We start from the raw sequence: 12,196 nt of genomic DNA, 5'->3' as shown, positions 1-12,196 counted from the left end.
GAGATTCAGCGGATGAAAGGGTCACCTTTAGATATTGATTTTGAAAAGTTATGGAAACAGGGTATGCATGATTGGTATGGCGTGATGCCTGAACGGATGACAAACGATGCGCTAGAAGAAGCGTTTTGGGAACAGTCAATGCAAAAAAAAACATATCGTCAAACAGATGCACATGCAAAGTCGATTTATGCCAAAATACGCAAATATATTCCTGAAAATGCAACATGTTTAGAAATTGGTCCAGGATGGGGAAATTACACTTTTCCGCTTAGAGAAGATGTTGTACAGCTGACATTAGTAGATGGTTCAGAAAGTGTACTTCGTTATTTACAGCAATATTTTGTTGAGGATGAGGCGGTACAATTTGTGCATGCAAAGTGGGAAGAAGCTCAAGTCGAGCCACATGATATAGTAATCGGGGTAAATTGTTATTACCGAATTTATGAAATGAATGCTTCATTATTGAAAATGAATATGTTAGCGAAGAAGCGTGCAATTATTGGCTTGACAACAGGTCCTATCCAACCACACTATGTTGTACTTGATCAACAATATGGCTATAAAATTAAATATCCACGCCGTGATTATATAGAGATTGTCAATATGTTATATCAACTTGGGATTTATGCAGATTGTGAAATGCTTCCATTAGAGCGTACCTATCGCTATGACAGCTATGAAGCATTATACAATGCACAAAGTAAAAAAATTTTAAATGAAACATTTCGGGTAGATGATATAAAATCTGCGCTTGTAGATTTTATATCAGAAGAAAACGGACAAATTGTGTATCGCCATAAATTTTATGCGGCAATTATTAGTTGGGAGCCTGTGAAAATATGAATAAAAGTAAATATTCACTTTGGATATCTCTTTTAGTCATTGTATTACTCGGTTCTATGATTGGGGCAATTATGGTTGGTTCTGTTGGAATAACCCCCTCTCTTATTGTAGAGGTAATATTGTATAAGCTTGGAATATTAGAACAAACAAACGCAACTAATGCACAACAAATTATAATTTTAGAGATTCGCGTACCACGGGTGCTACTGGCTGCTATTGTAGGTGCTTCCTTAGCTATTTGCGGTGCAGCTATACAAGCCCTTGTAAAAAACTCTATTGCAGATCCTTATATATTAGGAGTTTCATCTGGCGCTTCGGTAGGCGCAACGTCTGTTATTTTGCTTGGGACTTTCTCATTTCTTGGCATGTATGCGTTATCTTTTGCAGCATTTTTAGGTGCAATTTCTGCAGTTATCATTGTTTTCTTTCTAGCTCGTGTTGGTGGTAGATCATCGATGATTCGTCTTTTGTTATCTGGGATTGCAGTGTCTATGGTGTTAAGCGCTGTAACAAATTTCATGCTTATGATGTCTAAGGAGCAGGGGGGAATTCAAGCAGTTATGCATTGGATGCTTGGAAGTCTTGGAGGCGCTAAATGGTCGAATGTTTGGATTCCATTTTTCACATTCTTTATTGTTTTTACATTGCTGACACTAAGTTATCGTAAATTAAATGCATTGCTTCTAGGCGAAGAAACAGCTGCAACACTAGGAATTAACATTGAGAGATTCCGTATTTTTATCATTTTAATAGTTTCTTTATTAACGGGTGTTGCGGTGGCAGTGAGTGGTAGCATAGGCTTCGTTGGGTTAATCGTACCCCATATAGTACGCATGCTCTTTGGAACAAACTATAAAATTGTGTTACCACTTAGTGCAATTATTGGTGCTATTTTTATCGTTTGTGCAGATGTGGGTGCTCGTGTACTAATTGCACCTGAGGAAATGCCTATTGGAATTATTACAGCATTATGTGGAGGTCCATTCTTTATTTGGCTGTTACGTCGCCAACGTTATGCTATGGGAGAGGGTGAGTGATATTTTACAGCTACAACAACTTGAGTTTACTGTTGAGGAAAAACAAATTTTAAAGAATATATCGCTTACAATTAATGAGGGGAAATTCATTGGAATTATAGGTCCGAACGGTAGTGGCAAAACAACAATGCTCAAAATCGTCTATCGTCATCTAAAACAGACATCAGGTAGCGTGACATTACACGAAAAAGAAATTTGGGATATTCCACCGAAAAAACTTGCACAACAAATGGCTGTAGTTAGTCAAGATTCACCAGTATTATTTGATTTTACAGTTAAAGAATTAGTGATGATGGGTCGCACTCCATACAAAAAATGGCTAAGTACTGACAACTCAGAGGATTTTAATATTGTTGAAAAAAGTATGAAATTAGCGAATGTTTTTCATTTAGCAGATTGCACGTTAAACAACTTATCAGGAGGTGAAAAAAAACGTGTCATGCTAGCAAGAGCACTTGCTCAGCAAACAAATATCTTAGTATTAGATGAACCGACTAATCATTTAGATATAGAACATCAATTGAATTTAATGGATTTGGTGAAAGATTTACCAATAACAATCATTGCTGCGTTGCATGACTTAAATTTAGCGGCAGCTTTCTGTGATGAAGTGATTGTCATGAATGATGGCACAGTATATATGCAAGGTACACCACAACAGGTGTTAACGAAACAGACTTTAGAAGAAGTTTTTCGTGTTCAAGTTGGCGTTTCAACAAATCCATATACAAATAAAATACATTTATACTATTATACTTAAAAAATCTAAACAGAGTGCTAGAGGAGAAAATAGAAATGTTGAAAAAACGTAAGTTTATAGGGACTTCTTTTGCCATAACAGTAGCACTGTTTTTAACAGCTTGTAATGCTGAAAAACAAAATAGTGAACAAGCGATTATAAATTTAGACGAGTCATCCGAATTGATAACAATTGAAAATGAAGGTATGAAAATTGATTACACTGAAGCACCAACACGAGCTATTTCTGTTAATCAGCATGTAACAGAAGTCATGCTCGCACTAGGCTTAGAAGATTCTATGATTGGAACTGCATATTTAGATGATGAGATCTATGAGCCACTTCAAACAGCATATGATAAAGTTCCTGTATTAGCCGAACAATATCCTTCAAAAGAACAAGTAATTGCTTCTGAAGCTGACTTTATTTATGGAGGCTGGGCTAGTGCGTTCAATGATAAAGGATTGATGTCTCGAGAAGAACTAAAAGAGCTTGGCATTGATAGTTATTTACAATCCTCTTCGGTAAAAGTTGCACCAACACTTGAAGATATCTATACAGATATTCGTAATATCGCAAAGATATTCAGAGTAGAAGAGCGCGGTGAAAAGTTAATCGAAGAAATGAATAATGATATAGGAGATATTATAGAGAAGCTTCCGAAGAAAAAGGATTCAATTGATGTACTTGTATTTGATAGTGGTAGTAATGATGTTTTTACTGCAACGCAAAACTTTTTGAATACACTCGTTACTATGGCCGGTGGCGAAAATGTTTTTGGTGATATCGAGGATAACTGGGCAACTGTTTCAAAAGAAGATGCAGTAGAACGAGCACCAGAAGCAATCGTTGTTATTGATTACGGTTCAACGACCGCACAAGAAAAAATCGACTTTTTAAAATCGGATCCAGCACTAAGCAAAATACCAGCTGTACAAAATGAACATTTCGTTGTATTACCATTATCAGCAGCTTCTGAAGGTGTACGTGTTGCTGAGGCACTTGAAGTTTTAGCTAAAGGTCTTTACCCAGATTCATACAAATAATGGGATAGGATTTTTATTGAGATGAAGGAATTGGTCCAACAAAATTTCGAGCAAGCAATGGCGTTACCTATGCCGCAAAAACATTTGCAAAATTGAAAGCTAATGATAATTATGTTGCATTAAGAGTTCGTACAGGCCTTATTATAAACATTTGACATGTGAATCCTTTGTAAAAAAGGAGAAGACATGAATTCAGCAATATATCTATGAAGGAGGATTATAATGACAACTTGGAACTTAACACCGATGCAACGGCACATTTTAATTTGTAATGGGGAAACCTGTATGGGTGCTGGTGCGGAAGGAGTAACACAACAAATACGAGATGAGATTCGGAAAAACAAACTAGATGATACCATTCATACATCACGTACACGTTGTAATGGTCGTTGTAAAGATAAATGTGTAGTTATCGATTATCCAAAAGGTACATGGTATTCCGTTCAACAAGAAGTAACAGCACGTGCAATCGTGCATGAAAATGTTTCGAAAGAAAATATTATTTATTCGATGGAACAAGGAGAACGTCTGCGTGGTCAGTCGCGTATTAAAGGGATTGAAAAGTACCGTAAACGTAAGGAGAAGAAACTTAAGGCGGTATTATTTGTTGGACATGGAAGTCGTTTAGAAGCGGGAAATGAAGAAGTTCGTCAGTTTATCGAGCGAATGAGACCAGACATTGATCCAGCACTTTTAGTGGAAACATGCTTTTTAGAATTCGCATCACCAAATATAGATGATGGAATTCAATTATGTATTGAACAGGGGGCAGATGAAATTCATGTGATCCCCATTATCTTATTACATGCAGGACACTCAAAACTCCATATTCCAGCAGAAATTGAGGAAGCCAAAGGTCAATTCCCAGACATTCGTTTTACGTACGGTCAAACGATTGGCATCCATAATGAAATTTTCCAAATCTTAAAATCTCGCTTACAAGAGGTTGGGTTTGATTGCACTGCTAAACATGAAGATACGGCTATTTTATTTATTGCTCGTGGGAGCAGTGATTTTGATGCAAAGGAGGACTTTTATCAAATTTCTCGTTTGCTGTCAGAGCAGATTAATGTACCAATTTTCGAAAGTGCATTTATGGGAGTAACAACGCCAACGGTTGAACAAGGAATTGAGAGATGTGTCGAGTTAGGTGCCAAAAAAATTATTATGCTACCGTACTTTTTATTTACAGGTATCTTAATGGAGCGAATGGCACGTATGGCGGTGGATTTTACTGAAAAATATCCAGTTGTTGACATTGATATTGCTAATTATTTTGGCTACCATCCAAAACTACAAAATATATTACTAGAACGTTTGCACCAAGCAATCGATGGCACCTCAACAGGAATGCAAGACTTAGAAAACTTCCGAAAATATGTAGCTGAGCATGGATATGAACATCATCATTAATTATGAATTTTCAGCCGGAGCATTAGACTTAATATTTGCTTCGGTATTTATATTTTATAATAACTAAATTTATGAGGGTGTATACACTATTTTATATATAAGGGTAAGTACTTGCGATTAAAGGGTCTTATCACGGTTATTGTGACTGTCTATAGTACAACTTTCACTGTTTTATTAATCGTGTAAATTGCTCTAAAAAGTTCATTTTATTATAAGGGTATATTTTACTTATGTCGAAATGAGATTGAATAAGGAGTGATTATTTTTGATAAATTTAATAGGTCAAGAAAGCGACCTTTTCATTCATTTGAGTTGGTCGCTTTTTTATTTGCCCAAAATTTAATGGTTGTAAATCAAACGAATGTTTGTATAATAATTTGGTTACAATATAAACTAACTTCAAAATGATAATATATAGATAGTTTAAACGAACTATTGTTTAATAGATTATTTATTAGTCTTTTTATTCATTTTCCCTAATCTAATACCAAAGACATAATTAGATGGTATAATACTGAAAATAAATGCATAATAAGAGGAGTTTGTAAATGAATAGTACTATCATTAACGCCAACAGTACTCAGGTTTTAGATGGCAATTATGTTTTGTCAGCATTAGAGTCTAACCTTGCTATGATTGAATTTGACCTAAATAAAAAAGTTATATGGGTAAATGAAAATTTTGCTCAAACACTTGGATATACTGTAGAAGAAATGTTAAATGTTGAGCACATGCAATTTTGCACAGATGAATTTAGACTTAGTATAGAATATGAAAAGCTATGGGCCAATTTAAAGAGTGGTATAAAGTTCCAAGAGAAAATTCAAAGAGTTGGTAAATCTGGTAAGATAATTTGGCTAGAAGCTACCTATATTCCAATTCTAACGAAAGACAATGTCGTTGAGGCTGTGCTTAAAATAGCTACTGATATTACGGAAAGAGAAAACAGCACTAACGAAGTGATTTCTCGGCTAAGAAAAATGACGGAGGAATTAGTGGATCTAGTAATTGCTAATTCCAACGAGAAAATCAAAGCGATTGATTCATTAAAAAAACAAACGGACTTAATAAATGCTACTTCAAACGGGATACGAAATATTTCACGACAAACAAACATGGTTGCTTTAAATGCAGCAATTGAAGCTGCTCGTGTTGGTGTACATGGGTTAGGTTTTAAAGTTGTGGCAGATGAGGTAAGAAGGTTATCAAGTAATGTTGATGAGGCAATAAAGAATGTAATTTATAACGTTGAAAATATTGTGGAAGAAGTAGGGAAAGTTAGCGAAGTCACCGAAATATTACAGAAATCAATTATAGATACTCAATCAAATTTTAAAAAGAATATAGAAGAATTTGAAGTCCTTACTAAATGAATTAGGAATAAATATTGCCTACCTATATGCTAGTAATTATTAATTACAAGTGAAATGTCAAACAAGGAAGTTGATGTAAATGTAGAATCATATGAGCTACTTAAGAGTGTAAAATTAGAAAGACAAAATGAAACCACCTACCATTATTTTGGCAGGTGGTTTTTATTAGTTTTATTCAATATTAAGTGTTCAATTACCGTCTGCTGTAATTGTAAAAAAGTAGATGCTAGTGTCATTGTATATGAACCGATTTCATTTGCTAATAAAACTTGTTCGTTCCCTAATACTACAAAATTCCGTGAACCATCGTGAGTCATAGATACTGTACGAGCGCTGCTTTCAACATTCATAAATACAACGCTATCGCCTTTACCTGAATAGTTTTACTCCATAAGTTTTTACAATCCTAATAAATCCCGATGTAACCACACTTCGTTGAATAATGAGACTATTTTTACTAAATTTTCGGAAAATTCATAACAAATCATTGACCAATTAATAAATATTATTTATTATAATAGTCAGATAAATATTATTTATTAATTTTAAAGGGGGTTTTTAATGGGAGCGTTACCATCATCCATTTAATATTCTATTATTCTATCCTACTAAAGTGAATTCCACTTATAATGTTGGAAAGGTAATAACGTAGTGAGGATAGGAGGAATTAGCCTTAATGAAAAATAGAAGTGAGCAATTAGTTTCTGAGTTAGGCAAAAAATAGTTTTTGGAGAAATTACTGGTGAAGTATTGCCAAAAGTAGAAGATTTGAGTGAAATATACGGAGTAAGCCGTACTGTGGTTCGTGAATCATGTTAGTACAGCAATAAACGAGCCGTGTCAGGTATCCCAAAACGACATTTATGGTATGCATGACACCCTTGTAATGAATAAATAAAAGTTAGTCGCGCTATTGAACTATTTTCCAAAAGACTTTATTCACCGTAAGCGGTCACATGTGCTAATTAGAGGAACGATTGACAAATAACTTAACCATTTAAAAATAGTTTGAGAGGGGTTATTTCATTTTGAAAAAGCAGTTAGTTTTTCTTACAATTTGTTTATTATTTTTGATTGGGCTTATAGCAGGTTGTAGCGGGGGAACGAATCAATCTGTATCCTCCGAATCGCCTTTGGGAACTGAAAATCCATTAAAAGCGTCAGCAAAAACGAAAGAGACCAACGACGAGGAAGCTAGTTCTATGGGAGAAAACGATATAGATGAGGAAAGTAACGAAGATTTCAAAGTAACTCTACTTGGAACTGGATCCCCTTTATTATCAATGGAGCGCTTTAGTAATTCAACCTTAGTTGAAGTTGGTGGGGAAAAATTGCTCTTTGATGTTGGGAGGGGCTCGACGCTTCGATTGAATGCAATGAATGTTTCTCCAGGAATGATCGACAAGCTGTTTGTTACACATTTACATCACGATCATACAATGGGATTTGATGATTTATTAATTACTGGCGCTGCTGTACCTGATCCTAGAGGGAATAGAGAAAATGCTCTTCAGGTTTGGGGGCCAAAAGGAACAGAGGATTGGGTCAATAACACCATATTATCATATAAGGCTGATATAGACGTAAGAAATAAAGTTGAAGGAGCTACAATAGAAGCAACTGTAAATGAGATCGAAGAAGGCGTCGTTTATGAGGATAACGGGGTGGAAGTAATCGCTTTTAAAGTAGATCATGGTCCTATGGAACCGGCGTTTGGATATAGAATTAATTATAATGGACATTCGGTTGTGATTTCTGGTGATACTACTTTTAGTGAGAACTTAATTAAACACGCTAGAGGAACCGATTTGCTCATCCATGAAGTAGTTGTGGTTAAACGTGAAGGGGAAGATTACAAATCAGAAGCGATTAAAAATATTGAGGCGTATCATACAACACCAGAGCAAGCTGGAGAGGTATTTAAACAAACACAACCAAAACTTGCTGCTTACACCCATCTTGCTCTTCTAGTTTCAGAAGAAGATGCGAAACTAGTCGAGAGAACCAAAAAAAATTTTGATGGCGAAATAGTTGTTGGAAAAGATTTAATGGCTTTTGAAATTGGCGATGAGATAAAAATAATAGAACCATAGATATAAGAAAATAATCTTAGTCTCCATTCTCACCCCAGAATATAGGTAAAAAAATATTATTTGAAAACATCGTTCAGTCGTGAGTTGACTCGTTCGGTGTTTTTATTTTTTTTTTTGCTTGATATATGAGCATATACATCAGCAGTTATTTGATAATTACCATGCCCTAGTTGAATTTGAATATTTTATTGGCTTCTAAATTAGCATGTAATAACGGCAGATAGCCTCGGAAAAACAACAATAATGCGGATAGAGAATTATTGCCTGGGCGAACTAAATAAGTACAATCGCCTGTTTAATTTCTGTCACGAGTTCGTTCATACTAGCTCCAGCCCTGTCGGTTTTCAAATTCTTACGTATGTTAATAAGATATTCGCGATTAGTATGTGATAGGAATTTATAAATTGCAAGGTAGGAGTATGGTAATCATGAAGAAAACGACAAAATTAAAATCCTTACTGCATTCACAAAAATTAGAGTTTTTAATGGAGGCTCATAATGGGTTATCGGCGAAGATTGTAGAGGAAGCTGGTTTTAAAGGAATCTGGGCTAGTGGGTTATCGATATCAGCATCAATGGGTATTAGAGATAGTAATGAAGCTTCATGGACGCAAGTATTAAATATACTTGAGTTTATGAGTGATGCTACCACAATTCCGATCCTTTTAGATGGGGATACAGGCTATGGAAATTTTAATAATGCTAGAAGGTTAGTGAAAAAACTAGAACAATTAGATATAGCTGGCGTGTGTATTGAGGACAAACTCTTTCCGAAAACTAATTCATTTATTAATGGTCAAGCTCATCCTCTAGCATCGATTGAAGAGTTTTGTGGGAAAATAAAAGCGATGAAGGATTGTCAAGTGGATGATGATTTTATGGTTGTAGCCAGGGTTGAGGCTTTTATTGCAGGTTGGGGGTTAGAAGAAGTCCTAACACGTGCAGAGGCATATAGAAAAGCAGGTGCCGATGCGGTTCTTATCCACAGTAAAAAGACTCATTTTAAAGAAATTGAAGCATTTATGAAGAAATGGAATAGCAGAAGTCCTGTTGTTATTGTTCCTACAAAATATTATACGACACCAACTTCTGAATTCAGAAAGCTAGGGATAAACACTGTGATTTGGGCAAACCATAACTTAAGGGCATCGATTACCGCTATGCAAAACATTTCAAAACAAATTCAAAAAGAGGAAACTCTCATCCAGGTAGAGGACTCAATTGCAAGTGTAAATGAAATTTTCAGACTCCAAAATGTGGAGGAACTTCAAAGAGCAGAAAAGAAATATTTGCCTTCAACTACTAACCTCATACAGCCGGATAAGGAGTGATTTTAATGTTAAACACGAATAAATTTGGAAATGAACTTAAAAGACTTGGTTTCGACTTTCACAGTGGGGTTCCATGTTCATTATTAAAAAATCTTATTAACTACTCCATAAACGAGTGTAATTATATTGCTGCTGCTAATGAAGGTGACGCAGTCGCCATAGCGTCGGGAGCTTACTTAGGAGGAAGGAAACCAGTTGTTTTAATGCAAAACTCAGGTCTAACTAATGCTGTTTCTCCACTTACTTCCTTAAACTTTCCCTTTCAAATACCTGTACTTGGGTTTGTTAGTCTACGAGGAGAACCCGGTTTGATCGATGAACCCCAGCATGAATTAATGGGGCTGATAACGACACAAATGTTAGACCTCATGCAAATAAAATGGCAATTCTTATCTCCTGATAATAGCATTGCAATGAAACAGCTTGAAATAGCTAACGAGTGGATTGAAAAAAAGCAACCATTCTTCTTTGTGGTGAAAAAAAGGACATTCGAAAGTGAAAATTTAAAGATAGTGAAACAATTTATTTATAAAAACAAGGAAAAAAACGAAAAAATGTCTGCAGATGCATTGCCAAGTAGATTTGATACATTAAAAGTGATTAATGGCTGCAAAGATGAGAAAACAGTGCAATTGGCAACAACGGGTATAACTGGTAGAGAACTTTATGAAGTGGAGGATTGCCCCAACAACCTGTACATGGTTGGCTCCATGGGTTGTGTAAGTTCTTTAGGGTTAGGATTAGCCCTTACGCGAAAAGAACTGGATATAGTTGTCATTGATGGAGATGGTTCGCTGCTTATGCGAATGGGGAGTTTAGCTACAAATGGTTGCTATCAACCCGAAAACATGCTACACATCCTACTGGATAATAATACTCACGATTCAACTGGAGGGCAAAGTACTGTTGCACACAACGTTAATTTTGTCGATATCGCTGCCGCTTGCGGATACGAAAAATCATCTTATATACACAGCTTAGACGAACTCGAAAATAGAATACAAGGATGGAAAGAGACAAAAGGATTAACTTTTTTGTATGTGAAAATTGCAAAAGGATCTACGCCAAACTTAGGGCGTCCTAAAATTTTACCTAGTGAAGTAAAAACACGGCTTCGAAAATTTATTAGCTAAAAGGGATGAGCAACTTGCGAAAAATTAAGAGAAATATATTATTAAATCCCGGACCCGGTACTACAACGGATACGGTTAAATACGCACAAGTTGTACCTGATATTTGTCCGCGTGAAGATGAATTCGGTCATTTAATGCAATTCGTATCTTCCGAACTTACTAGCCTAGTAGCAGATATAGAACAATATACAACGATCCTGTTTGGTGGTTCCGGTACTGCTGCAGTAGAGTCAATCTTGAGTTCAGTTATGAATGATGGGGTTATAGTAATCATTAATAACGGAGCATACGGAAAACGAATGTGTGAAATTGCAGAAGCTTATTCGCTGGATTGGGTCGAGTTTTTAAGTCCAACGGATAAACCCATTCAATTAGACGAATTACAAATATTTATTCAAAAATTTCCGCGAACTGTGTCATATCTTGCTGTCGTGCACAATGAAACAACAACAGGATTATTAAATGATATTGAAACGATTGGATCTATTTGCAAGGAAAACAAGATTACAATGATGGTAGATGCCATGAGTTCGTATGCTGCCATTCCAATTGAAATGAGTAAAATGAATATTAGTTATTTGGCAGCTAGTTCCAATAAAAACCTGCAAGGTATGGCGGGAGTCTCTTTTGTTGTAGCTAAAAAAGGTGAATTAGAGAAAGAAAAAAAGACAAAGCCAATCAATTATTACCTAAATCTTTATAGTCAATATAAACATTTCAATGAGACGGGTCAGATGCGGTTTACCCCGCCTGTCCAGACAATTTATGCACTAAAACAAGCCATTTTAGAAGTAAAAGAAGAAGGGGTAAAAGAAAGATATGAAAGGTATTCTCTAGCTTGGGAAACGTTAATTGCTGGCATCTCCAGACTCGGCTTAAAACATCTTGTCGCTGCCGAACACCATTCTAAAATTATTACAGCAATAGTAGAGCCTACATGTGAGGCTTATGATTTCGACAGCATGCATGATTATTTATACGCTAACGGGATAACGATCTATCCCGGAAAGCTTAATTATTTGAATTCGTTTAGGGTAGCTAATATTGGCGATCTCACTAAAGATGATATTGAGCTCTTTTTAACATTATTGGAAAAGTATCTGCAAAGCATTGGAATCAATTCTGCAAACTAAAAGGAATAAATCGTTTATCTGGGCAATTAGGAACTTTCTGAAGAAGAGATTTCAA

At 35.6% G+C, this 12,196-nt stretch carries 13 protein-coding genes; 11 read left to right on the top strand and 2 right to left on the bottom strand.

Going from position 1 to position 12,196, the window contains the following annotated elements:
• Nucleotides 1-12: 12 nt before the first annotated feature.
• The 4 genes from BMZ04_RS16145 to BMZ04_RS16130 are packed head-to-tail and all read left to right on the top strand — an operon-like array spanning nucleotide 13 to nucleotide 3,665.
• Nucleotides 13-843, top strand: coding sequence for a class I SAM-dependent methyltransferase (locus BMZ04_RS16145; protein WP_093273582.1), 831 nt, complete (start codon nucleotides 13-15; stop codon nucleotides 841-843).
• Nucleotides 840-1,880, top strand: coding sequence for a FecCD family ABC transporter permease (locus BMZ04_RS16140; protein WP_093273578.1), 1,041 nt, complete (start codon nucleotides 840-842; stop codon nucleotides 1,878-1,880). Before BMZ04_RS16145 ends, BMZ04_RS16140 begins: the two co-directional genes overlap by 4 nt.
• Nucleotide 1,881: 1 nt before the next feature.
• Entirely contained in the window at nucleotides 1,882-2,640 is a 759-nt protein-coding gene (locus BMZ04_RS16135; RefSeq protein WP_093273805.1) for an ABC transporter ATP-binding protein, read from the top strand.
• A 35-nt stretch (nucleotides 2,641-2,675) separates the two neighbouring features.
• Complete coding sequence (locus BMZ04_RS16130) at nucleotides 2,676-3,665, top strand: ABC transporter substrate-binding protein (RefSeq protein ID WP_093273574.1); 990 nt, start codon at nucleotides 2,676-2,678, stop codon at nucleotides 3,663-3,665.
• 366 nt (nucleotides 3,666-4,031) lie between these two features.
• Here the strand turns inward: BMZ04_RS16130 and BMZ04_RS23195 are convergent, their stop codons facing one another.
• Nucleotides 4,032-4,142: a hypothetical protein gene (locus BMZ04_RS23195; RefSeq protein ID WP_369802681.1), complete on the bottom strand. Its 111-nt coding sequence runs from the start codon at nucleotides 4,140-4,142 to the stop codon at nucleotides 4,032-4,034.
• Between the two features lie 33 nt (nucleotides 4,143-4,175).
• On the opposite strand from BMZ04_RS23195, the gene BMZ04_RS16125 reads away from it, so the two are divergent.
• A complete protein-coding gene (locus BMZ04_RS16125; RefSeq protein WP_369802680.1) occupies nucleotides 4,176-5,078 on the top strand; it encodes a sirohydrochlorin chelatase in 903 nt (300 codons plus the stop codon).
• Nucleotides 5,079-5,626: 548 nt separating this feature from the next.
• Complete coding sequence (locus BMZ04_RS23070) at nucleotides 5,627-6,451, top strand: methyl-accepting chemotaxis protein (RefSeq protein ID WP_304442103.1); 825 nt, start codon at nucleotides 5,627-5,629, stop codon at nucleotides 6,449-6,451.
• A 143-nt stretch (nucleotides 6,452-6,594) separates the two neighbouring features.
• Here BMZ04_RS23070 and BMZ04_RS16115 read toward each other — a convergent pair whose 3' ends face one another.
• Nucleotides 6,595-6,801, bottom strand: a complete 207-nt coding sequence (locus tag BMZ04_RS16115; RefSeq protein ID WP_093273568.1) for a hypothetical protein — start codon at nucleotides 6,799-6,801, stop codon at nucleotides 6,595-6,597.
• 370 nt (nucleotides 6,802-7,171) lie between these two features.
• On the opposite strand from BMZ04_RS16115, the gene BMZ04_RS23190 reads away from it, so the two are divergent.
• The 5 genes from BMZ04_RS23190 (at nucleotide 7,172) to BMZ04_RS16090 (ending at nucleotide 12,141) form a co-directional block, all read left to right on the top strand.
• Nucleotides 7,172-7,270, top strand: a complete 99-nt coding sequence (locus BMZ04_RS23190; protein ID WP_093273798.1) for a GntR family transcriptional regulator — start codon at nucleotides 7,172-7,174, stop codon at nucleotides 7,268-7,270.
• Nucleotides 7,271-7,479: 209 nt separating this feature from the next.
• Nucleotides 7,480-8,544 carry an MBL fold metallo-hydrolase gene (locus BMZ04_RS16105; protein WP_093273564.1) on the top strand — a complete coding sequence of 355 codons (1,065 nt, stop codon included), beginning with the start codon at nucleotides 7,480-7,482 and terminating at the stop codon, nucleotides 8,542-8,544.
• A 428-nt stretch (nucleotides 8,545-8,972) separates the two neighbouring features.
• A complete protein-coding gene (gene aepX / locus BMZ04_RS16100; RefSeq protein ID WP_093273560.1) occupies nucleotides 8,973-9,875 on the top strand; it encodes a phosphoenolpyruvate mutase in 903 nt (300 codons plus the stop codon).
• A gap of 5 nt (nucleotides 9,876-9,880) precedes the next feature.
• A complete protein-coding gene (gene aepY, locus BMZ04_RS16095) occupies nucleotides 9,881-11,008 on the top strand; it encodes a phosphonopyruvate decarboxylase (protein ID WP_093273557.1) in 1,128 nt (375 codons plus the stop codon).
• Nucleotides 11,009-11,022: 14 nt separating this feature from the next.
• Complete coding sequence (locus BMZ04_RS16090; RefSeq protein WP_369802679.1) at nucleotides 11,023-12,141, top strand: 2-aminoethylphosphonate--pyruvate transaminase; 1,119 nt, start codon at nucleotides 11,023-11,025, stop codon at nucleotides 12,139-12,141.
• The last annotated feature ends 55 nt before the right edge of the window (nucleotides 12,142-12,196 follow it).

The sequence above is a fragment of the Psychrobacillus sp. OK032 genome (genome assembly GCF_900111345.1).
In the GTDB taxonomy this organism is placed as follows: Bacteria; Bacillota; Bacilli; order Bacillales_A; family Planococcaceae; genus Psychrobacillus.
The sequence above is the reverse complement of the archived record's forward strand: the minus strand, read 5'-3'. Positions and strand labels throughout refer to the sequence as shown.